The sequence below is a fragment of the Streptomyces hyaluromycini genome, assembly GCF_002217755.1.
In the GTDB taxonomy this organism is placed as follows: Bacteria; Actinomycetota; Actinomycetes; order Streptomycetales; family Streptomycetaceae; genus Streptomyces; species Streptomyces hyaluromycini.
Window position 1 is genome coordinate 218,071 of record NZ_BCFL01000023.1, and the last position, 22,499, is coordinate 240,569.

Consider the following 22,499-nt stretch of genomic DNA (forward strand, 5'->3'; position numbering starts at 1 on the left):
CGGGGTCAGACCAGATTCGGCCGGGCGGGGTCAGACCAGATTGGCCTCCGGGCGTGGGGCGTCGGCCGCGAACCGGCCGGCGCCGAGCGGGCGGACGTCCAGGAAGGGTGCCCGGCCCAGATACAGGTCGCGGATCACCTCGCCGACGGCCGGTGCCTGCAGGAAGCCGTGACCGGAGAACCCGGTGGCGTACAGGAACCGGGAGACCGAGGCCGCCTCGCCGATCAGGGCGTTGTGGTCCGGGGTGTTCTCGTACAGGCCCGCCCAGCCGCCGGTGCGGCGCAGGTCGAGCAGGGCCGGGGCCCGGCGTTCCATCGCCGCGTACAGGCGCGGGATCCAGCGGTCGTGGGTGTCGGTGGCGAAGCCCGGCCGCTCGTCGGGGTCGGACATGCCGAGCAGCAGTCCCGGGCCCTCGGCGTGGAAGTACAGGCTGGTGGTGAAGTCGATCGTCATGGGGAGCGTCGGCGGCAGCCCCGGGACCGGTTCCGTCACCGCGATCTGGCGGCGCAGCGGCTGCACCAGTAAGTCGACGCCGGCCATCGCGCCGACCGCCCGCGACCAGGCGCCGGCCGCGCAGATCACCGTTTCGGTGGCGATCCGGCCGAGGGTGGTGTGCACGGCGGTGAGGTAGGCGCCGTCCCGTTCGATGCCGGTGACCTCGGTGTGGCGCAGGACGCGGGCGCCGTGCGCGCGGGCGGCGGCCGCGTACCCGTGCACGACGGACTCGGGGGTGCAGTGGCCGTCGTCCGGGGAGTAGGCGGCGGCCAGCAGTCCGTCGGTGGCGATCAGCGGGGAGAGCCGGGCCGCCTCTTTCGGGGTGAGCATCCGGCTGGGCACGCCGAGGTGGTTCTGCAGCCGGACGCCCGCCTCGAAGGAGGCGACCTCCTCGGGGGTGGAGAGCAGGAAGAGGTAGCCGACCCGGTGCAGCCCGATGTCGTACCCGATCTCCTCGCCGAAGCGGGCGAAGGCTTCCAGGCTGCGCGCGCCCAGCTGGATGTTGAGCTCGTCGGAGAACTGGGCGCGCACCCCGCCCGCGGCCTTCGAGGTGGATCCGGCGGCGAGTTCGTCGCGTTCGACGAGGACGACGTCGCGGACGCCGGCCCTCGCGAGATGGCAGGCGATGCTGGTCCCCATCACCCCGCCACCGATGATCACGACCTGGGCCCGAAGATTCACGCGTGTACCTCCTGTCGGTCTCCCCCGATCCTTCCCCGGGGGGCCGTCCGGTACCTCAGGACCAGTGCGCCACCGCGTCCAGGTGGGGCAGCACGTGGTCGAGACGCTCGCGCTTCGTCCGCAGGTAGGTGATGTTGTTCTCGCACGGCTCGATCAGCAGCGGGACCGTTTCGGCAACTTCGATGCCGTGCCGTTCCAAGGACTCGCGCTTGCGCGGGTTGTTGGACATCAGGCGTACCGAACGCACCCCGAGGTCGCTCAGGATGCCGGCGGCGACCCCGTAGTCGCGGGCGTCGACGGGCAGTCCGAGCGCCAGGTTGGCCTCGACCGTGTCCAGGCCCTCCGCCTGCAGGGCCATCGCGCGCAGCTTGCCGAGCAGGCCGATGCCGCGGCCCTCGTGACCCCGCAGGTAGACGACGATGCCACTGCCCTCGGCGACGACCGCGCGCAGCGCGGCGGCCAGCTGGTCACCGCACTCGCAGTGCTGGGAGCCGAACGCGTCCCCGGTCAGGCACTCCGAGTGCAGCCGGGTCAGCACCCGGTCGCTGTCGATGTCCCCGTAGACCAGGGCCACTTGCTCGTCGCCGCGGTCGTGGTCCAGGTAGCCGATCGCCTGGAATTTCCCGTACACGGTGGGCAGCGGTGCATTTACGACGCGTTCCACGCCCGAACGCCGTGGGGACTTCGTGCCGAGTACGCCGATGTTTTCTGTCATGATCTGATTCCTAAGCAGAGACGAAAGGCCGTGAAAAGATGAGTGGTTCGGGCGCGCGTACGGCGGCATACGGCTTGTTGCCGGCGGACACCACGGAAGAGGTACGGACCAGGGGGGCGGGCGTTTCAACACAGGTCGCGGTCCTTCCCGTGGGGAGCTTCGAACAGCACGGCCGCTACCTTCCGCTCGCGACGGACACCCTCGTCGCCTGTGCCGTCGCCCGGGAGATCGCCGCCGCATACCCGGTGCACCTGCTGCCGCCGGTGACCGTCTCCTGCTCGCACGAGCACGCCGCCTGGCCGGGGACCGTCAGCATCTCCGCGGTGACGCTGCACGCGGTGGTGACCGACATCGCCGCCTCGCTGCGCCGCTCGGGCGTCGAGGCGCTGGTCGTGGTCAACGGCCACGGCGGCAACTACGTGCTGGGCAACGTCGTGCAGGAGGCATCCGCGCGGGGCGAGCGGCTGGCGCTCTACCCGGCCGCGGAGGACTGGGAGGCGGCGCTCGCAGGTGCCGGGGTGGAGACCTCGGCGCTCACCGACATGCATGCCGGAGAAATCGAGACCTCCATTCTGCTGCACGCTCATCCCGAATTGGTCCGCCCTGGTTACGAGTCCGCCGATTTCACCGCTGACGACCGTCGTCATCTCCTCACCCTGGGAATGTCCGCCTATACCGAGTCGGGCGTCATCGGCCGTCCTTCCCTGGGGTCGGCGGAAAAGGGGAAGGAACTCCTGTCGAGCCTCGCGGATTCCTTCGGCGCGATTTTCGAACTGCTCACCGCCGGGCGGGAGTAGCGCAGTCCGGCGTACCAGCGGACCACCAGGACCACCAGGCCCGGCAGGGCCGCCACGAAGCTGAGGACGCCGTAGACGACCGCGGTGGCGAAGCCGCTGTCCGCACCGAGGCCGGCCGCGGCGAACGCCCAGGCGGTGACGCCCTCCCGGGGGCCCCAGCCGCCGACGTTCAGCGGCAGGCCCATGGCGACCAGGGCGAGGACGGCGATCGGGACGAGGACGGCCACGGAGGCGGCCGAGCCGGCGACCCGGGCGGCCACCACGAACATTCCGACGTGCCCGGCGAGGATGGCCGCCGAGGAGAGCGCGACGCCCGGCCCGTTCCGCCGCGACAGCAGCGCGCGGCGGGCCTCGCCGAGGGTGGCGCGCAGGGCTCCGCCGCGCTTGCCCGGGGACTTGTTCATACGGACGGCGACCACGATCGCGCCGGCGCCGGCCAGCCCGGCCGCCGCCAGCGGGGCGAAGCTGCGCACCTCGTCGCGGACCGGCGAGGGCAGGATCAGCAGCGCGCCCGCGCCGAAGACCGTCAACGCGATCTGCCCGGCGGTCCGTTCGAGGACGACGGCGCGGACCCCGCGCCCGATGTCGCCCTCGCTCTGTCCGTGCCGGACCGCCCGGTGCACGTCGCCGAGCACCCCGCCGGGCAGGGCCGCGTTCAGGAACAGCGCCCGGTAGTAGTCGCCGACGGCGGGCCCGAGGGGGAGCCGCAGGCCGAGGCTGCGGGCCACCAACTGCCAGCGCCAGGCGCTCAGCACGGTCGTGACCGCGCCGACCGCGAGGCCGATGACCAGCGTCGGGGTGTCGATCCGGCGCAGTCCGTCGAGGAAGACGCCGGTGCCGAGCCGCCACAGCAGCACGGCGATGATGGCGGCTCCGGCGACGGTGCCCAGGTGGGTGCGGAGGGCCCGGAGGTTGAGGCGCCGGGGCACGGCGAGCGGGGCGACGGGCGCGGTCTCCCTGACCAGGGTGGGGGTGCTCATGAGGTGCCTCCGGTCGGCCGGGCGAGCGCGAGCAGGTCACTGTGGTGCACGACGACCCGCAGTTCGCCGGCCGCGTTGGCGGCGAGCCGCTCGGCCAGGTAGGCGTCGGCGCGCTCGGCCAGTTCGGGGCGCTGCTCGACGGCCGCGCCGACCCAGCCGCGCAGCCACTGCTCGGTGAGCGCCTTCTCGTCGGGGCCGAGCCGCCACGGGCTGGGGTGCACCTTCACGGTGGCGCCCCGGTCGGCGAACGCCTCGCAGGCGGCCGTGACCGCGTCCGGGCCGAGCATCCCGCCGCGCCGCTGGTGGGCGTTGAACGCCTCGGCGAGCTCCGCGTCCAGCGGGTGGGAGGGGGTCAGCTCGACCCGCCCGGCGACCGACAGGGTGAGCAGCGCGGGGCAGCCGGCACCGGCGCAGGCCGCGGCGAGGGTGTCGATCTCCTCCCGGGTGAGCACGTCGAGCAGCGCGGACGCGGTCACCAGGGAGGCGCCGATCAGCGCGTCCGGGGTGAGGCGGGCGACGTCACCGCGCCGGGTCTCCACCGTGACCCGGCTGCCGTCGGCGGCCGCGCGCGGCGAGGCGACGGCGGCGAAGTGCAGCAGGTAGGGGTCGCGGTCGTGCAGGATCCAGTGCTGGGAGCCGTCCAGGCGGGGCGCCAGCCAGCGGCCCATGGAGCCGGTACCGCAGCCCAGGTCGTGTACGACGACGCCCGCCTTGCCGGGGAGGTTGGCCAGCCGGATCCGCAGCGGGTCCAGCAGGTCGTGCGCCCGGGCGGCCGCGTCCGCGCTCTCCCGCAGCTCCAGCCACTCGGGGGCGTACCGCGGCGGCTCCTCGGGCCCGGCCTCCCGCAGCCGTACGGTGGCCCGCTCGCCCGGACGCGCGACGGGACCGGCCCCGGCGATCACCTCGGAGGGCTCCTGTTCGCGTTCTCGTGCCACTCCTGCATCCGTAACATCCGTCGGCCCGGGCTGCGCGGGGATCGCGCCGACCGGAGCAGTGGTCGTGGTCTCGCTGGTCATGCGGCCCTCCGGGGTTCGTCGGGGAGCCGCAGCAGGACTCCGGCCAGGCTGCGGGCGGTGGTCGCCCAGCCGTCGAGCGCCGCCCGCCGGCCGCGCGCGGCGGCCTTGAGGCGGCGGCGTACGTCCGCCTCGCCGAACCAGCCGCGCAGTTCGGCGGCGAGCGCGGCGGGGTCCTCCGGCGGCACGAGGATGCCGGGCACCCCGCCGTCGGGAGCGCGGCCGACCGCCTCGGGCAGTCCGCCGACGTCGGTGGCGAGCACCGGGATGCCCCGGGCGAGGGCCTCGGTGACGGCCATGCCGTAGGTCTCGGCGTACGAGGTGAGGACCATCAGGTCGGCGGCCGCGTAGCTGGCGTCGAGGTCGGCGCCGGAGCGCGGGCCCGCGAGGTGCAGCCGGTCGGTCAGCCCGTGCTCGGCGATGAGCGAGCGCAGGTGGGCGACGTACTCGGGGTCCTGGCCGAGTCCGCCGACACAGGTGCAGGTCCACGGCAGGTCCCGGACCGCCGCGAGCGCCTCCACCAGCCGGTGCTGGCCCTTGCGCGGGGTGACGGCGGCGACGCACAGCAGGTGCGAGACGCCGTCGGTGCCGCCGGCCAGCGGGGCGATGTCGGCGCCCGGGGCGGCGACATGGACCCGGTCGGGGGCCAGGCCGTGGTGCGAGACCAGCCGTCGTACCGCCCAGTCGCTGGTCGCGATCACGGCGGGTACGGCGCGCAGCACCGCGCGCTCCCGGGCGTCGAGGTCGGCGGCCACGGCCCGGTCGAGCCCGGTCTCGTCGCCGAGCGGCAGGTGCACGAGGACGGCGAGCCGCAGCCGCTCCGCCTCCGGGACGATGATCTCCGGGACGCCGCAGGCGACCAGGCCGTCGAGGAGGACGGTCGCGCCGTCGGGCAGTTCCCGCAGGGTGCGGGCGAGGCCGTCCCGGGCGGCCTGCTCGGGGCGCGGCCAGGAGCCGTCCGCCGTGTGCCGGGTGACCTGCCAGCCGAAGCCGGGCAGGTCCAGGCAGACCCGCCGGTCGTAGGCGTTGCCGCCGCTCGGCTGGGCCGGGTCGTCGACACCGCCCGGCATGACGAAGTGCACGTTGCGCAGGGACATGGGGAGGATCCCGATGTTCGCGGGGGCTTCGCCGGCGGCGGTGGCCGCGCGCGGCGCGGGCACGTAGGTGAGGGCCGACGGGCGGCCGATGGCCATGTCGGTCACAGGGCACGCTCGTAACTCGCCCAGGCGACGTGGGACTCGTGGAGGGTGACGGTCAGTCCGGCGAGGCCCTTGGCACCCTCGCCCAGCGCGCCCTTCTCGATGCGCTCGGCGAGCCGGTCGGCGATGACCTTCGCGAGGAACTCCGTGGAGGTGTTGATCCCGGCGAAGTCGGGCTCGTTGTCCAGGTTTCTGTAGTTCAGCTCGCTGACCACGGCGCCGAGTTCCTGGGTGGCAAGACCGATGTCGACGACGATGTTGTCGTCGTCCAGCTGTTCACGCCGGAAGGTGGCGTCCACGAGGAACGTGGCGCCGTGCAGTCGCTGCGCGGGCCCGAACACCTCGCCGCGGAAACTGTGGGCGATCATGATGTGATCGCGGACGGTGATGCTGAACAACGGACGACCCTCCAGGTGCGGCGCGTCTGGTCCCCCGGCTGATCCCTGCCGGGGGATGCCCTTAATACGGCTCTTGGCTTCCCCGCGTTCAGTCCACTCTCACTCTTTTCTCAGGTCAGGACCTCTTGGCGAACCGCGCCGGACGTCATTGGACGTTCCGTCAGCCGATGTCGCCGTAGCGGACCCGGTGACAGAGGGCGGGGATCTCCCCGGAGGCGAGCTTCGGGAGCACCTCCGGCAGCTCTTCGAACGCGCTTTCCCCGGTGATGAGGGCGTCCAGCGCCGGGTCGGCCAGCAGGTCCAGGGCCAGGGCGAGCCGGTCGGCGTACGTGCGGCCGGCGCGGGCGGCCGGGGAGACGGTGCCGACCTGGCTGCTGCGCACGGTGAGCCGGCGGGAGTGGAAGGCCTCGCCGAGCGGGAGGGCGATGCGCCGGTCGCCGTACCAGCTCAGGTCGAGGACCGTGCCCTCCGGCGCGAGGAGTTCCAGGGCACGGGTGAGGCCCTGCTCGGTGGCGCTGGCGTGCACGACGAGGTCGCAGTCGCCGAAGGCCTCCTCGGGGGCCGCGAAGTCCACGCCGAGGGCCTCGGCGGTCTTGGCCCGGGCCGGGTCGGCGTCGACCAACTGGAGCCGCAGCCCGGGGAAGCGGGCGAGCAGGGCGGCGACCGAGCAGCCGACCATGCCGCCGCCGATCACCGCGATCCGGTCGCCGACCAGCGGCGCCGCGTCCCAGAGGGCGTTCACGGCGGTCTCGACCGTGCCCGCGAGTACCGCACGCGCCGGTGGTACCCGCTCCGGTACCACCGTCACCGCGCTCACCGGAACGACGTAACGCGTCTGATGCGGATACAGACAGAAGACCGTACGCCCGATCAGCCCATCGGGGCCCTGCTCGACCACGCCGACGCTGAGGTAGCCGTACTTCACCGGACCGGGGAAGTCGCCCTCCTGGAACGGCGCCCGCATCACGGCGTGTTGGCTCTCCGGCACCCCGCCCCTGAACACCAGTGTCTCGGTGCCACGGCTGACTCCCGAGTACAGCGAGCGCACCAGGACCTCGCCCTCGCCGGGCTCCGCGAGGGTGACGTCACGCAGCTCTCCGTGGCCCGGAGAGCGGAGCCAGAACGCGCGGGCCGAGGAGTTCATCGGCATCCTCCTGAACGATCGGGAAGTTGTTCACGTACCGAGATGTGCACAGCGAGAAGTGCACAGTCCGCGCACAGTACGCGGCGTTGATCGACTCTGTCACTCGGCCGGAGGAACGTGCGGTGGCCCTGAACAACACTTACGAAGCCAGGCTGGTCCAGCAGGAGACCGCTGTGGGAGCGGGCGTGCAGGTCCTGCTGCTGGCCCTGCTCGGGACGGCGATCGGCATGGGGCCGGCCGGCTGGCTGACGGGTCTCGCGTTCGCGATAGCCACCTGGGCGGTCCTGTCCCGGGCCCTGCACCGCACCCGGCCGCGCTCCTTCGGTCCCGCCAACCGGGTGACCCTCGGCCGCGCGATCCTGGTCGGCGGCGTGACCGCCCTGGTCGCCGACTCCTTCGAGAGCTCCCCGCCGGTCACGCTGCTGGTCGGCCTGACGGCCGTGGCCCTCATCCTCGACGGCGTGGACGGCAAGGTGGCCCGCCGCACGGGTACGTCGACGGCCCTGGGCGCCCGCTTCGACATGGAGGTCGACGCGTTCCTGATCCTGGTGCTGAGCGTGTACGTCTCGACGCAGCTGGGCCCGTGGGTCCTCCTCATCGGCGGGATGCGCTACGCGTTCGTCGCGGCGGCGAAGGCCGCGCCCTGGCTGAACGCCCCGCTGCCGCACTCCATGGCCCGCAAGACGGTCGCCGCGATGCAGGGCATCTGCCTGCTGCTGGCCGGTGCGGACCTGCTGCCGCACCTGGCCAACCTGGGCGTGGTGCTGCTGGCGCTCGGCTCCCTGGTGTGGTCCTTCGGGCGGGATGTGGCATGGCTGTGGCGCAACGCGCGGAACACGCGGCCGGCGATGCCGGTGCTGGAGGTGCCGGCGGAGGCGTCCATGGAGACTTCGGAGACGTCCGTCGAGGGCATCGAGATGCTGGAGCTGGCGGTGCGCTGACCCGGGGACAGCAGAGGGGCCCGGACCGAGAGATCGGTCCGGGCCCCTTCTGGTTTGCCAACGGGCGTTGGCCTACAGGCGGTTGCCAACGGGCGTTGGCCTACAGGCGGTTGCCTACAGGCGTTGACCTACGACCGTGCGCCCCGCGTGCGTACGACGGCGAACGCGGCCGCCGCCAGGCCCAGGGCGCCGACGATCAGGCCCGCGATGCCGAGGCCGCGGGCGGTCGAGTCACTGGAGTCGGCGGCCGCCGTCGTCGCCTTGGCGCTGGTCTTGGCGGCCGGCGCGGCCGACGTGGCGGAGTCGTCGCCCGCCGCCGTGAGCTTGAGCGTCGGCGCCGGGTTCTCCGGCTCGTCGCCTCCGCTCTGCGCCTCCTCGATCCAGCGGACGACCTTTCCGTCGGAGTACGTCTGCAGGGTCTTGAAGGTCAGCTGGTCGGTGTCCTCCGGCAGCTGCCCGAAGGCGACGTCGAAGTCCTGGTACTGGCCGGCGCCGATCTTGCCGCCGGTCCAGGTGATCTCGGAGGCGGCCTCGGTGATGGTGCCGTCGTCGGTCTTGACGGGCGTCTTGAGCTTGGTGGTGGTCACCTTGGCGGTCCAGCCGTCCTGCGGGGTGACGAGGACGCCCAGGACCGGGTGGTCGGTGGGCAGGTAGACCTGGACCTTGGTGGTGGCGGCGGTGTTCTCCTCGTTGGGGACCCGGAAGGTCAGTACACCGTCGGTGGCGCCCTTGGCGTAGCTCTCGGGGTGGACGGTGACGTGCGCCGAGGCGACGCCGGCGGCGACGAGGACCGAGGCGGCGGTGACCGCGGTGACGGTGGCGGCGCGGCGGAGGGTGAGGCGAGTCGCAGAGACAGCAGGCATGAGTGAGTCGATCTCCGTACGAGTGAAGTCTGTTAGAGAGTCTTACTGGTGTTGGACCGGGTACGGGATCGGGTTCGGGGGGCCGCGTCGGCTCACCGCGTGCCGCAGCGCGAGCAGCGGGCTGGGCCGTATCGGGCCGGCCGGGGCCAGGCGGAGGCCGTCGGCCGGGGCGGGCAGCGGGGCGTCGTGCCACCAGGCGGCCAGACCGGGCACGAGCGCGGCCGTCCGCCTCAGCAGCGACCACAGCGCGGCCTCGCCGCGCCGCAGCCACCAGGAGGCGACGAGCGCGGCGACGACATGGGCGACGGTGGCGTGCGCGGTCAGGACGTGGACGTGCGGGTGCAGCTGCGCCATACCGGCCCCGCCGCCCATACCGGCCATGGCATGACCGTGCATGCGCATGGGGGCCATGGTCACGGCGGGCGCGGGAGCCGGGGTGGCCGCGCGGGCCGCGTCGAAGCCGAAGTGCAGACCGGCCTGGGTGAGGAGCATGCCGATACCGATCTCCGGCAGCCCGCGCTCACGCCCCGCGAGGGCGCGAACCAGGGCGAACACGGCGACGAAGCCGGCAACGTCGGCCCACAGCGGCGGCATGTCGCCCATGGCCAGCCCGTGGCCGGCGGCAGCCAGCAGCACACACACCGCGGCGAACACCGCGGCACGCAGGCTCCGTACCGCCGGTGACGCATCCATGGTGAGCGATCCTCCCACGGTCGGGTGGTACGCGCGGCGCGGACGCCCCGTTCACTCACGGCTGGGGTTTTCCGGTGCGATGGCCTCGGTTTGCTGTGAGGGGACGGGTGCCGGTCGCCGCGCCAGGGGGTTCCGCCTGATCACCGCCGAGGGCGCGCGGACCCCCCCAAGCGCTCCCTACCGCTTCTGCTCCACCCGCACCCAGTCCACCTCGGCCTGCACTCCCCCGGCCGCGATCTTGTCCACGCTGGACTGCGGCAGGCCCCAGTAGGGGCTGGTGACCTGGTTCCAGCCGGCCGGGTAGGCGCCGCCGAGGGCGAGGTTGAGGATGACGTACTGGTTGTGGTTGTAGACCCACTGGCCGCGCGTCGACTCCAGGACGTTGCGGGTCGTCTCCTGGACCAGGGTGTCGTCGACGTAGAAGCGCATCGCCGTCGGCGTCCACTCCACCGCGTAGGTGTGCCACTGGTCGATGGTGCCGCCGTTCGGGAAGGTCTGGCGGGCGCCGATGTTGCCGTCGGCCGAGTAGCCGGGACCGTGCAGCGAGGTGCTGGTCCAGGTCGGGTAGCCGATGTTCTCCATGATGTCGGTCTCGCCGGAGGCCGGCCAGGAGACGGAGGTGTCGTCGACGTTGCTGCCGAGCAGCCAGAAGGCCGGCCAGAAGCCGTCGCCGACCGGGAGTTTCATGCGCGCGCTCACGCGACCGTACGTGAAGTCGAAGTGGGTGTTGGTGTCGATGCGGCCCGAGGTGAAGTCGTAGGTGCCGCCGCCGGCCTGGGTGCAGCCCTTGCAGTACTTCGCCTTGAGGAGCAGTTCGCCGTTCTGCGTCTGGATGTTGTCCGGCGAGTCGACGTACGCCTGTGCCTCGCCGTTGACCGAGCCCATCTCGGTGCCGGTGCGGACGACCCGCCACTTGGAGCGGTCGAGCGAGGAGCCGGTGAAGTCGTCGAAGAACGTGGTCTGGTAGGTGCCGGACTGGTCGCCGGGGAGGGCGGGGTAGGCCGCGGAGGCGCTGCCGCCGGTGCCCCAGACCTGGAACTCGTAGAGCGAGTAGCCGAATTGGGCGGTGGCGGGGGCCGGGTTGTAGAAGCTGCGGCGCTCCTTGCCGAGCATGCGGACGTAGCGGCCGGTCGCCGGGGAGGAGAGGGTGACCGTGTCGTGCAGGCCCGACGCGTCCGAGGGAGACACGACGTTCGCGCGGCGGGCGGCTATGTCAGCGGCCGAAGGTTCGTACACCGTGCGCCAGTTGACGTTGTCGTCGGAGACCTGGAGCAGGTAGTCGACGGCGTACGCCGACTCCCAGTAGAGGTCCACGGAGGAGATGGTCGAGGTGACGCCGAGGTCGACCGAGATCCAGCGGTCGGCGTTCCAGTCGCTCGACCAGCGGGTGTAGTCGCCCTTCAGGTCCGCCGGCCAGCCGCCGTCGGTGGCGAACGCCGGTGAATTGCCCGCGTGCTGGTAGTAGTTGGAGTACGCCGGGTGGTTCAGGGCGAGGTTGGTGACGGTCGAGGACGCGGGGGCCGGTTCGCCGCCGTAGACCTTGAAGTTCCAGAGCGAGTAGCCGTAGGGGGTGGCGCGCTGGATGCCGCGCATGCGGACGTAGCGGCCGGTGACCTCCTGCGGGTAGGTGTGCGCGGTGACCGAGCCGCCGGTGCCCGCGGTCTCGGTGTAGAAGGGCGTCCAGTCCGTGCCGTTCTTCGAGGCCTCCAGGACGTACTTCTTGCCGTACGCGGCCTCCCAGTCGAGTTGCACGCTGTCGATGCGGATCGTGGTGCCGAGGTCGATCTGGATCCAGGCGTCGTCGGCGAAGTTGCTGGACCAGCGGGTCGCGCCGTTCGCGTCGAAGGCCATGCCGGGGGTGGTGCCGCCGTTCTCGTAGCCGGAGGCGGTGACGGCGTTCGGGTTGGCCGCGTACGCGGTGTTCGCTCGGTCGGTGTCCCAGGTCACGGCGGTGGCGGCGGTGGATGGCGGCGCGGCCAGGATCGTGCCGGAGGTCAGCAGGGCGGCCGCGGCCAGGGCGGCCAGGACGGTACGGGGGATGCGGGTCGGGGATGGCATGCGGGTCTCCTGAGCGTTGACGGTTCCTTCGGGTTTGTTGTGGGCATGACAGATCAGGCTCCGTGCCTGTTGCGCGCACGTATGGCGATGACGCATGTCGGTCGAGTGTGCGGTGGGCGCGGAACTCCCCTGGTCCGCGCCCACCGCGGTGTGTGTCAGGCCGCCCGGCGGGCCTGTCCCCGGTGGTCGCGGATGATGTCCGCGTACCGGCGGCCGCTGCCCTTGATCGTGCGGACCTGGGTGCGGTAGTCGACGTGGACCAGGCCGAAGCGCTTGTTGTAGCCGTACGCCCACTCGAAGTTGTCCAGCAGCGACCAGGCGAAGTAGCCGGCCAGCGGAGCCCCCTTGCGGGCCGCCGAGGCGCAGGCCGCGAGGTGGCCGACCAGGTACTCCTGGCGCTCGGGGTCGTCGACGGTGCCGTCGGGGCGGACCACGTCCGGGTAGGCGGAGCCGTTCTCGGTGACGTAGAGCTTGCGGGCGCCGTACTCCTCGGTGAGGCGCAGCAGCAGCGTCTCGATGCCGCTCGCGTCGATCTCCCAGTCCATGCCGGTGCGCGGGACGTCGGGGCGGCGCACCGAACGGGCGTACGGGGCGGGGCCCTTCGGGTCGTCCTCGATGTAGGCCGGGAAGTAGTAGTTCAGGCCCAGCCAGTCGAGCGGAGTGGCGATGGTCGCCAGGTCGCCCGGCCGCTCGGGGAGTTCGACGCCGTAGGTCTCGACCATGTCGGCCGGGAAGCCGCGGCCGTGCACCGGGTCCAGCCACCAGCGGTTGACGTGCCCGTCGTGGCGGCGGACGGCGGCCGCGTCCTCGGGGCGGTCCGTGGCGGCGAACACGGTGGAGAGGTTGTTCACGATGCCGACCTCGGCGCCGGGCGCGGCGGCGCGGATCGCCTGGGCGGCCAGACCGTGGCCGAGGAGCAGGTGGTAGGAGGCCCGGACGGCGGCCGTCAGGTCGGTCCAGCCGGGGGCCATCTTGCCCTCCAGGTGGCCGATCCAGGCCGAGCAGGAGGGCTCGTTGAGGGTGGTCCAGTGCCGGACGCGGTCGCCGAGGCGTTCGGCGACGACAGAGGCGTACGCGGCGAAGTGCTCGGCGGTCGCCCGCTCGGGCCAGCCGCCCCGGTCCTGGAGGGCCTGCGGCAGGTCCCAGTGGTACAGGGTGACCGACGGGGTGATGCCGGCCGCCAGCAGGGCGTCGATCAACTCGTCGTAGAAGTCGAGGCCCTTGGCGTTGACCGGGCCGTCACCGCCGGGCACTACGCGCGGCCAGGCGACCGACAGCCGGTAGGCGTTCGCGCCCAGTTGCCGCATCAGGCCGATGTCCTCGCGCCAGCGGTGGTAGTGGTCGCACGCGACGTCGCCGTTGTCGTCGCCCGCGATCTTCCCCGGGGTGTGCGAGAAGGTGTCCCAGATGGAGGGTGCACGGCCGTCCTCGGCGACGGCTCCCTCGATCTGGTACGCCGCTGTTGCCGTGCCCCACAGGAAGTCGTGCGGGAGGGCGGCGAGGTCGATGGTCACGAAATTCCCTTCGGAACTGGGTGGGTTCACTTCACGGCGCCGGCGGTCAGCCCGGCGACGAGGTAGCGCTGCAGGAGCAGGAAGCCGGCCACGACGGGGACGCTCACCACCAGTGAGGCGGCCATGATCTGGTTCCAGTACACGTCGTTGAGCGTGGAGTAGCCCTGGAGGCCGACGGCCAGCGTGCGGGTGGTGTCGTTGGTCATCACCGACGCGAACAGCACCTCGCCCCAGGCGGTCATGAAGGCGTAGACGGCGACCGCGACGATGCCGGGGATCGCGGCGGGTACGACGATCCGCAGCAGCGCGCCGAGCGGCCCGCAGCCGTCGACCAGCGCCGCCTCGTCCAGGTCCCTCGGCACCGAGTCGAAGTACCCGATCAGCATCCAGATCGAGAACGGCAGGGAGAAGGTCAGGTAGGTGAGGATCAGGCCGCCGCGGGAGCCGAACAGGGCGATGCCGGTGGCGTTGCCGATGTTGACGTACAGGAGGAACAGCGGGAGCAGGAAGAGGATGCCCGGGAACATCTGGGTGGAGAGCACGGTGACCGTGAAGACGCGCTTGCCGCGGAACTCGTAACGGCTGACCGCGTAGGCGGCGAACACCGCGACGACGACCGAGCAGACCGTCGCCGCGACCGACACGATCAGCGAGTTCACGAAGTACTTGGCGAGCGGGACCGTCGACCAGATGTCGATGTACGGGCGGATGGTCAGCCCGCTCGGCAGCCAGCGGAACTTGCCGGTGACGTCCGCGAGGGGCTTAAGCGAGCTGGAGATCATCACGTACACGGGGATCAGCACGAACCCGGTGAGCAGCGTGAGGAAGATCCGCCGGGACCAGAGGAAGGACCGCGGCGGGGCCATCGGCGAGCTGGGGCTAGACATCGGCGGTCCTCCGTCCGCGTGAGGTGAACACCAGGTACACGCCGGTCACCACCAGCAGGAAGAGCAGCAGGAGCACGGACATGGCCGAGCCGGTGCCGAAGTTCCAGGTGACGAAGGAGGCCTGGTAGATGTGGACCGAGATGAGGTCGGCGGCCTCCGGGGCGGACTTGCCGAACAGGACGTACGGCGTGTTGAAGTCGTTGAACGTCCACAGGAACAGGACCAGGACCAGCACCTGGTTGACCGGGCGCAGCGACGGCAGAGTGATCCGGCGGATCTGCTGCCACATCCCGGCACCGTCCAGGGCGGCCGCCTCGTACAGCTCCCTCGGGATGTTCTGCAGTCCGGCCATCACGATCAGGAAGGCGAACGGCCAGCCCTTCCACACCGACACGGTCAGCAGGGCGTAGAAGCTGTTGTCGCCGATCAGCCAGAAGGACGGCTTGTCGGTGAGGTGCAGCTGGTCGTGCAGGACGTGGTTCACCAGGCCGTTGTCGTGCTGGAACATGAACACCCAGGTGATGACGGCCGCGTAGACCGGCAGCGCGTACGGCACCAGGAACAGGGCCCGCAGCAGGCCCCGGCCGCGGAAGGTGTCCTGCATGAACACCGCGGCCGCGGTGCCGATCAGCCAGCACAGGCCGACCGAGAGCAGGGTGAAGCTGACGGTGACGAAGAAGGAGTGCAACAGGGCTTTGCCGACCGGGGCGTTGAACTCGACCGACGTCTTGTAGTTGTCGAACGCGGCCCAGGGGGCGGTGGTCCAGTCGCGGATGTAGAACTGGGTGAGCTCCTTGAAGCTCATCACGACGCCGATGACCATCGGGATGAGATGGACGAGGAGTTCGAGCAGCAGGGCGGGCAGGAGCAGCAGGTACGGCAGTCCGATCCGGCGGATCCGCCCGGGACGGCGGCCCGAGCCGCCCGCCGTCCCGGAGGGGTTCGCACGCACCGGCTCTTGCACAGCGGTGGTGGTGGTCGTCATCGCGTTCAGGCCGCCGGCATCTGCTGCTGGGCCTTCTCCAGTTCGGCCTTCACGGAGTCGGTGGTGACGGCCTTTCCGGCGGCCACGGCGGCGAACAGGTTCTTCACGGCCGTGCCGACGGTCGTCTCGAACTGCGACTCCGAGGCCACCTGGGGCAGGGCCGAGGCGCTGGTGGCGAGGGTGTTCTTCAGGACGGAGTTGGCCGGGGTGTTGAAGGCCGCGTCCTCCTGGGCGGTCTTGACCGGCGGGATGGAGCTGTAGGCGGTGTTGAGGATCTTCTGCTCGTCGTCGCTGGTCATGAACTTCACGAACTTGGTGGCGCCGTCGAGGTTCTTGGTGTTCTTGAAGACCGCCAGGTTGATGCCGGCGACCATCGAGTTGACCTGGGTGCCGGTGCCGGGGGTGCCGGACTGCACGGGCACCGGGGCGATGCCGTAGTCGCTGTCGGGCATGCCCTGCGACTTGAGGTTCGCGGACGCCGACTGCCACAGCAGCATGGCCTGCTTGCCCTTGGCGAAGTCGCTCACCGACTGGTTCTGCGCGTACTCGGCGTCGCCGGTCGGGATGACCTTGTCCTTGGCCATCAGGTCGACGTACTGCTTGACCGCGGCGACGATGTTGTCGTTGGTGAAGTCCGGCTTGCCGTCGGAGGTGAAGAAGTCGGCGCCGTGCTGCTTGGCGAAGACGAAGGTGTGGTGGATGTTCTCCGAGACGTTGCCGCCCTCGGCGCCGAGCACCGACTTGCCCTTGGCGGATATCTTCTTGCCGTCGGCGATCAGCTCGTCCCAGGTGACCGGGGGCTTGGCGATACCGGCGTCGGCGAAGATCTTCTTGTTGTAGTAGAGCGCGTACGCCATCGAGTACAGCGGTACGGCCGCCGGGTCCTTGCCCTCGGCGCCCGTGGAGCCGAGCGCGGAGTCGACGAACCGGTCCTTGCCGCCGATCTTGGCGAAGTTCTTGGCGTCCCAGGGCAGCAGTGCGCCGGTCGCCTGGAGCGAGGCGCTCCAGGTGTTGCCGATGTTCAGCACGTCGGGGCCCTGGCCGGAGGTGGTCGCGGTGAGGATCCGGTTGAGCAGGTCCGACCAGGGCACGACCTCCAGCTTGACCTTGATGCCGGTCTGCTTCTGGAACTTGTCGAGTTCCGGCTGGAGTACCTTCTTGTCGATCTCGATGCTGGCACCCTGGTTGGAGGCCCAGTAGGTGAGCGTCTTCGGGGAGTCGTTGGACCCGCCCCCGGTGGACGAACCGCCACCGCAGGCCGTGGCCGCGAGGGCGAGAGACATGGTGACGGCGCCTACGGCCGCGGCTCGGATGCTGCGCATGGCTCCAGCTGTGCCTTTCCGGGAGTCGAGAACCCCGAGAGGGCTTCGCGAAGGCCGGCGCCCGCGAGTGCGGATGCCGAGACCGACGTTCGGCTTCCGAAGCCCCTCATGGCTTAATTTAGGACGTGAGTTAATCCTCGGAAGGCTGGCTCGTCAAGGGATCCGGCACGGGTATCCGTGCAGGCAGGCCGGGGAACAGCCGGTTCCGGGGCGGTGGTGCGGCCGTGCCCGGCTGTGTGACCTGGGCCGGAGCCGGGTGACCTGCGCGGTGCGGGGCCGGACGCCGTTCCACAACGGTTGTGTTTCGACGGCCGATTGCGGGCGGCGTGGGCGGGGGTGGGGTGAGGTGAGGTGAGGTACAGAGCACGACGGCGGTGCGGGGTGCCGGGCACGACGGCGGGCCACGGCCGGATGCCGGGCACGACGGCGGGCCACGGCCGGATGCCGGGCGCGACGGCCGGGGCCGGACGCCCGGCGCAACGGCCGGAGCCGCACGCCCGGCACGACAGCCAGGGCCCGGCGCCCGGCGCAACGGCCGGAGCCGCACGCCCGGCACGACAGCCAGGGCCCGCCGCCCGGTGCGACAGCGGGGGCCGGGGAGGTTGTCCCCGGCCCCCGTGCCGGTGTCACCGGGCGGGCGCCGTGACCGGGGCCGGAGCCGGCGCGTGGCCGGCCTGGCGGGTGGTGAAGGTGCCCCGGCCCCGGGTGCGGCCGCGCAGCCGTGTCGCGTAGCCGAACAGCTCGGCCAGCGGCACGGTGGCGGTGAGCACCGCCTCGCCGCCCCGGGCCGCGGAACCGGTGACCCGGCCGCGCCGGGCGGCCAGGTCGCCGAGCACGCCGCCCACCGCGTCCTCGGGCACGGTGACCGTGACCTCGGCGACCGGCTCCAGGAGCGTCATCGCGCAGGCTCGCAGGGCCTCCCGGAGGCCGAGCCGGCCCGCCGTGCGGAACGCCGTGTCGGAGGAGTCCTTCACGTGCGTCGAGCCGTCGGTCAGGGTGACCCGCAGCCCCGTGACCGGATGCCCGCCGAGGGGACCCTCGGCGAGGGCGTCCCGGCAGCCGGCCTCGACCGCACGCACGTACTCCTGCGGCACCCGGCCGCCGACGACCGCGGACCGGAACTCGAAGCCGCCCTCCCGACCGCCTTCGCGCCCGCCCTCGCGCCCGCCCTCGCGCCCGCCTTCCTGCCCGCCCTCGTGCCCGAGGGGTTCGACGTCCAGGACGACGTGCGCGAACTGCCCCGCCCCGCCGGTCTGGTGGACGTGCCGGTAGACGAAGCCGGTCACCCCGCGGGCCACGGTCTCCCTGAGGGCGACCCGCGGCCGGCCCACCGTGACCTCGGGCCCGCCGTCCCGGCGGATCTTCTCCACCGCGACCTCCAGGTGCAGTTCGCCCATTCCGGACAGCACGGTCTGCCCGGTCTCGGGGTCGGTGCGCACCACCAGCGAGGGGTCCTCCTCGGCCAGCCTGGCCAGCGCCTGCGCCAGCCGGTCGGTGTCGGTACCGCGGCGGGCCTCGACCGCGACCGAGACCACCGGTTCCGCGGCGACCGGCGGCTCCAGGAGCAGCGGGGCGTCCGGAGCGCACAGCGTGGCGCCGGGGCGGGCCGACTTCAGCCCGGCGACGGCGACGATGTCACCGGCCACCGCCCGGTCGAGGGGCTGGTGCCGGTCGGCCATGACACGGAGGATGCGCGCCACGCGTTCGGTACGGCGCGTCGCCGGGTCCCACACGGTGGCTCCTTTCTCGATCGTGCCCGAGTAGACCCGGACGTGGGTGAGGCGCCCGGTGGCGGTCGCGGTCACCTTGAACGCCAGTGCCGCGAACGGCCCCTCCGGGTCGGCGGCCCGCCGCTGCTCGGTGCCCTGATGCGTACCGCGCACGGCGGGGACGTCGAGCGGCGAGGGCAGATACGCCACGGCCGCGTCGAGGAGCGGTTCGACGCCCCGGTTGCGGTAGGCGGAGCCGCACAGGACGACCACGCCCTCGCCGGTCAGGGTGAGGTCGCGCAGGGCGCCGGCCAGGGTGGCGTCGGACAGCCGGCCGGGCGGCGCGCAGAACTCCTCCAGCGCGGCCGGGTGCAGCGCGGCCACCGCCTCCTCCAGCGTGCGCCGACGCCGCTCGGCCGCCTCCCTCAGCTCCTGCGGAACGGGCCCCTCCAGCGCCGTACCGCCGTCGTCCGCCCAGACCAGCGCCCGCATGCGCACGAGGTCGACGACGCCGGTGAAGCCGTCCTCCGTGCCGATGGGCAGTTGCACGACGAGCGGGGCCGGGTGCAGGCGGCTGCGGATCGACTCGACGGCTCTGTCGAGGTCGGCGCCCGCGCGGTCCAGCTTGTTGACGAAGGCGATCCTGGGGACGCCGTGCCGGTCGGCCTGCCGCCACACCGACTCGCTCTGCGGCTCGACGCCGGCGACCGCGTCGAAGACGGCGATCGCGCCGTCGAGGACGCGCAGGGAGCGTTCGACCTCGTCGGCGAAGTCGACGTGGCCGGGTGTGTCGATGAGGTTGACGCGGTGGCCGTTCCAGGCGCAGCTGACGGCCGCGGCGAAGATGGTGATGCCGCGGTCGCGTTCCTGGGGGTCGAAATCGGTGACGGTGGTGCCGTCGTGGACCTCGCCGCGTTTGTGGATCGTGCCGGTGGCGAAGAGGATGCGTTCGGTGACGGTGGTCTTTCCGGCGTCGACGTGGGCGAGGATGCCCAGGTTGCGAACGGCGGCGAGAGGGTTGACGGAGTTCGGGTGGAGTTCGGCGCGCATGGCCCGATGCCTTTCGAATGACGGTTTCCCGGAACGGCTCCGGGAAGGGGCGGCGCAATTTCCCGTGCGGCGAAGTTCACCGGCCACGACTGACGGCACGTCAATGCTTGGGCATATGCCGGTAGTTGATTGATCCGGTCGCGCGTCACGGAGTCCGGTGCCGGCCGCGCGGCGGGCACCGGAGGGACGGGGACACGAGGATCACCTCGTAGCGGGAACGGGGAGGGACGACGGCGGTGCGATCCCGCATGGTCCTCTCCCCTCATTCGTCCGAACTCGTCACGGCAAAGCACCTGGACCGCGTTCCGCGGCTACGGTGCGTGATACCGGCCGAGTGTAAGCAGGCGATGCGGGGCGCGGCATTCGGTTTTCGGCTGGCCGCTTCGATCCGGCACTTCGGGCACTCCCGGCACTCCCGGCACTTCGCCGGACGCCTCGGCCGGGCACGGCGGCCCGGGGGCCGGGCGGGGATACCGGTTCGTTCCCTTTTCTCCACTGCTCGGGGAATGAGGCGGCTCGTTGTCCCGACATTTTCCGGACATTCATCTGGCCGGCATCGATAACGCCACGCACCGGGAAGGCGCTTTCCGGATCGACGGACGGGAGTGGAGGTGTTCACCGGAAGAGACCGCCGCAACTCCAGCGATTGGCCGAAAAACATGCTTTACGGCTCCCACGGGGACATCGGGGCGCCGATCCACCGCATCGGCGCCGCCGAGCCCGGAAAGGACGTCCGGAACGCCCCGGATCCACATCATCCCGGGTGGCACGGGGAGTGGACCTTCCGGCACCGGCACAGCGGGAGTTGGTGTGGAACGTGTGTGGACATTCGGTGAAGCACTGCTCTTGGCTGAGAAATTGGGACGCCACCTCGGGTTCCGGCGGGGCGCGCAATGACCGGGAAGCGGTCAGTCCCGGTGGCCGGTGGACGCTCTACCACTGAACGAGCAGGCCTAATCTGATGCGCGAGCAGGCTGAATGGGCCCGGAAAACGGACGGATTGGAATCGATTGGACACGGAAAAGACGCGGAGAGCGCCATTCGCCGCGCTGCGCCCCGGTGCCACGATGCCGGTCGCCGCGCAGGTGCTCATCGCGGGAACGCTCTTCTCCCGTCTCGGTGACACGCTCGCCTCCCTGGGCCTGGTGCTGCACGCGGCGGACCGGGACATCCGCTTCGGGGTGACCGAGGTGATGATCGCCGAGCTCATCCCCACGGTGCTCGCGGCGCCGCTGATCGGTACCGTGGTGGACCGGTTCAGTGCACGCGCGGTCTGCCTGTGGGCGCTGCTGCTCCAGGCACTGTCCCTGGGCGCGGCCACCGCGGTCGGCGGGTTCCATGCGCGGGTGGCCCTGATCGCGCTGTCCGCGCTGGCCGGAGTCGCCTCGGTGGCCGCCGGGTTCAAGATGCTGCCCGCCGTGGCCGGCGAGGAGCACACGGGCCGGGCGAACAGCCTGCTGACGGCCGGCCTGTCCGTCGCGGGGCTGATCGGCCCTCCCCTGGCCGGCTTCCTGAACTCCCTGTGGGGCACCCGAGTGCTGCTCGCGGTGGACGGCGCCTCGTTCCTGGTGCTCGCGGGCTGCACCATGCTGGCGGTGCCGAACACCGTGGACGTGGCGATCGGCCGCCGCCCCGCCACCAAACTCGCGGACGGCTACCGGGCGCTGCGCGACGCGCCGGTGGTGGGCACGCTGATGCCGGCGCTGGCGGCCTCGATACTGGCCATCAGCATCGAGAACGTCGCCGGCGTCTACTACCTGCGGGACGTCGTCAACGGCAACGACACCGTGTTCGGCCTCATCCTGGCGACCTGGGCCCTCGGGTCCGTCCCGGGCGCGTTGCTCGCGGGCCGCCCGGGCTGGTCGGACCGGCACGGCCAGCTGATCGTCACCGGCATCCTGGGCATGGGCGTGAGCCTGCTCCTCACCGGTCTGATCCCGGTGGCCGCGGTGATCTTCCCGCTGTTCCTGATCGCGGGCTTCGGCAACGGCGCCTGCAACGTCGGCCTGCGCAACGCGGTGCACGCCCGCGTGCCGGCCGAGGTGCACGGGAGTGCCTGGGCCTGCTTCCAGGCGCTCTCCCGCAGCTGCATCGGCGCCGGGTTCCTGCTGGGCACCCCCAACAGCGCGGTCTCCAGCCAGGGACAGGTGATCATCTCCGGCGTCATCCCGCTGGTGGCCATGGCATGGGCGGGCGTGGCCACCGTCCGCCGCCGCGAGTCCACCGTGACCGAGCCCTCCGCCTGAGCGACCGACCGGCTGGTCGGAAAGTAGCGGGTCCCCCTGGCACGTCGTCACACCCGGGTTCCCGCGAGATGGCCGACGAGTTCCGCGTTCACCCCTCGTGGCGCCGGACGGTGATGTCCACGCTGCCGTCGGGCACGTTGCAGTAGGCGGCGTTGTGGGTCAGGTTGGCGACCAGTCGCTCCAGGAGCGCGGTGTCGCCGGCGACCGTCGCCGGTTCGGTGCGGTCCGAGCCTTTCGAGGAGCCCGTCGACGCTGTCGGCGAGTTCGCTGACCTCGTCGCGGGGGCCCTCGACGGCGAGGCGCTCGTGCGCGTTGCCGGCGGAGATCCGGCAGATGCCGGCGGTGAGGGTGCGCACGGGCTGGAGGACCCGGCGGGCCAGCAGCCAGCTGAGCACGACGGAGATAGCCGCCATGATGGTGAGGGCGATGCCGGACTGCACGAGGAGTTGGTGCATCCGGGCGTCGTGCATCTTGGCGGTCTGCTTGCTCAGCTGGTCGTTGAGCCAGTCGGTGACGTCCGGCGGGGCCCCGGAGCCGGGGTCGGAGCCGGGCCGGATGATCGTTTGCGGTTGTGCACCGCCCTGCGGCGCCACGTGGAAGGCGGTGACGACGTTGTGGGTGGGGCGGTTGACGAGCAGGTAGGTGATGCCGAGCAGAACGGCTCCGGAGGCGATGAACAGCAGGCCGAAGAGCATGGCGAAGCGGACCCGGGCCCGGCGGGGCGTGAGGCCGCGGATCAGGGCGCGCCCCCGGACGACGGCGGCCGAGCGGCGCAGCCGGGCACGGGCACGGGTCACGAGGGTGGTCGC

The 22,499-nt window shown here is 71.8% G+C and carries 18 protein-coding genes and 1 pseudogene; 3 read left to right on the forward strand and 16 right to left on the reverse strand.

From position 1 onward, the window contains the following. Positions 1-30: 30 nt before the first annotated feature. Positions 31-1,176: an NAD(P)/FAD-dependent oxidoreductase gene (locus SSP29_RS29960; protein WP_089103962.1), complete on the reverse strand. Its 1,146-nt coding sequence runs from the start codon at positions 1,174-1,176 to the stop codon at positions 31-33. Between the two features lie 55 nt (positions 1,177-1,231). After that, a complete protein-coding gene (ribA, locus tag SSP29_RS29965; protein ID WP_089103963.1) occupies positions 1,232-1,891 on the reverse strand; it encodes a GTP cyclohydrolase II in 660 nt (219 codons plus the stop codon). A 38-nt stretch (positions 1,892-1,929) separates the two neighbouring features. Between ribA and SSP29_RS29970 the strand changes: the two genes are divergently transcribed. Next, positions 1,930-2,688, forward strand: coding sequence for a creatininase family protein (locus tag SSP29_RS29970; protein ID WP_089103964.1), 759 nt, complete (start codon positions 1,930-1,932; stop codon positions 2,686-2,688). A gap of 101 nt (positions 2,689-2,789) precedes the next feature. Here SSP29_RS29970 and SSP29_RS29975 read toward each other — a convergent pair. The 5 genes and pseudogenes from SSP29_RS29975 to SSP29_RS29995 all read right to left on the reverse strand — a co-directional run. Beyond that, positions 2,790-3,668: pseudogene (locus SSP29_RS29975) on the reverse strand (lysylphosphatidylglycerol synthase transmembrane domain-containing protein); the annotation flags it as partial. Further along, positions 3,665-4,684, reverse strand: coding sequence for a trans-aconitate methyltransferase (locus SSP29_RS29980; protein WP_089103966.1), 1,020 nt, complete (start codon positions 4,682-4,684; stop codon positions 3,665-3,667). The gene SSP29_RS29980 and the pseudogene SSP29_RS29975, both read right to left, overlap by 4 nt. Next, entirely contained in the window at positions 4,681-5,874 is a 1,194-nt protein-coding gene (locus tag SSP29_RS29985) for a glycosyltransferase family 4 protein (RefSeq protein WP_438363818.1), read from the reverse strand. The genes SSP29_RS29980 and SSP29_RS29985 overlap by 4 nt, the downstream gene beginning before the upstream one ends. A 5-nt stretch (positions 5,875-5,879) precedes the next feature. Further along, entirely contained in the window at positions 5,880-6,278 is a 399-nt protein-coding gene (locus SSP29_RS29990) for a 6-pyruvoyl trahydropterin synthase family protein (RefSeq protein WP_046728401.1), read from the reverse strand. Positions 6,279-6,438: 160 nt separating this feature from the next. Beyond that, complete coding sequence (locus SSP29_RS29995) at positions 6,439-7,422, reverse strand: zinc-dependent alcohol dehydrogenase (RefSeq protein WP_089103968.1); 984 nt, start codon at positions 7,420-7,422, stop codon at positions 6,439-6,441. Positions 7,423-7,544: 122 nt separating this feature from the next. Here SSP29_RS29995 and SSP29_RS30000 point away from each other — a divergent pair, with 122 nt between their 5' ends. Beyond that, positions 7,545-8,363, forward strand: a complete 819-nt coding sequence (locus SSP29_RS30000) for a CDP-alcohol phosphatidyltransferase family protein (protein WP_089103969.1) — start codon at positions 7,545-7,547, stop codon at positions 8,361-8,363. A gap of 128 nt (positions 8,364-8,491) precedes the next feature. Here SSP29_RS30000 and SSP29_RS30005 read toward each other — a convergent pair whose 3' ends face one another. The 8 genes from SSP29_RS30005 to fusA all read right to left on the reverse strand — a co-directional run bounded on the left by SSP29_RS30005 (position 8,492) and on the right by fusA (position 19,444). Further along, positions 8,492-9,226: a YcnI family copper-binding membrane protein gene (locus tag SSP29_RS30005; protein WP_089103970.1), complete on the reverse strand. Its 735-nt coding sequence runs from the start codon at positions 9,224-9,226 to the stop codon at positions 8,492-8,494. Between the two features lie 42 nt (positions 9,227-9,268). Further along, complete coding sequence (locus tag SSP29_RS30010; protein ID WP_089103971.1) at positions 9,269-9,919, reverse strand: hypothetical protein; 651 nt, start codon at positions 9,917-9,919, stop codon at positions 9,269-9,271. A gap of 177 nt (positions 9,920-10,096) precedes the next feature. Then, positions 10,097-11,977 carry a discoidin domain-containing protein gene (locus SSP29_RS30015; RefSeq protein ID WP_089103972.1) on the reverse strand — a complete coding sequence of 627 codons (1,881 nt, stop codon included), beginning with the start codon at positions 11,975-11,977 and terminating at the stop codon, positions 10,097-10,099. Between the two features lie 155 nt (positions 11,978-12,132). Beyond that, a complete protein-coding gene (locus SSP29_RS30020; protein ID WP_089103973.1) occupies positions 12,133-13,491 on the reverse strand; it encodes a GH1 family beta-glucosidase in 1,359 nt (452 codons plus the stop codon). 26 nt (positions 13,492-13,517) lie between these two features. Then, positions 13,518-14,378: a carbohydrate ABC transporter permease gene (locus SSP29_RS30025; RefSeq protein ID WP_089103974.1), complete on the reverse strand. Its 861-nt coding sequence runs from the start codon at positions 14,376-14,378 to the stop codon at positions 13,518-13,520. Beyond that, on the reverse strand, positions 14,371-15,363 hold the full coding sequence (locus tag SSP29_RS30030; protein WP_089103975.1) for a carbohydrate ABC transporter permease: 993 nt from the start codon (positions 15,361-15,363) through the stop codon (positions 14,371-14,373). Before SSP29_RS30030 ends, SSP29_RS30025 begins: the two co-directional genes overlap by 8 nt. A gap of 5 nt (positions 15,364-15,368) precedes the next feature. Next, positions 15,369-16,685: an ABC transporter substrate-binding protein gene (locus tag SSP29_RS30035; RefSeq protein ID WP_089103976.1), complete on the reverse strand. Its 1,317-nt coding sequence runs from the start codon at positions 16,683-16,685 to the stop codon at positions 15,369-15,371. Positions 16,686-17,311: 626 nt separating this feature from the next. Continuing rightward, positions 17,312-19,444 (reverse strand): elongation factor G, encoded by a 2,133-nt coding sequence (gene fusA / locus SSP29_RS30040; protein ID WP_089103977.1) that lies wholly within the window; start codon positions 19,442-19,444, stop codon positions 17,312-17,314. Between the two features lie 1,067 nt (positions 19,445-20,511). Between fusA and SSP29_RS30045 the strand changes: the two genes are divergently transcribed. Then, the gene (locus SSP29_RS30045) at positions 20,512-21,690 is read left to right on the forward strand and encodes an MFS transporter (protein WP_089103978.1); all 1,179 of its coding nucleotides are present in this window, start codon (positions 20,512-20,514) and stop codon (positions 21,688-21,690) included. A 47-nt stretch (positions 21,691-21,737) separates the two neighbouring features. On the opposite strand, the gene SSP29_RS30050 is transcribed toward SSP29_RS30045, so the two are convergent. Beyond that, positions 21,738-22,487 (reverse strand): HAMP domain-containing protein, encoded by a 750-nt coding sequence (locus SSP29_RS30050; RefSeq protein WP_089103979.1) that lies wholly within the window; start codon positions 22,485-22,487, stop codon positions 21,738-21,740. Positions 22,488-22,499: the final 12 nt, after the last annotated feature.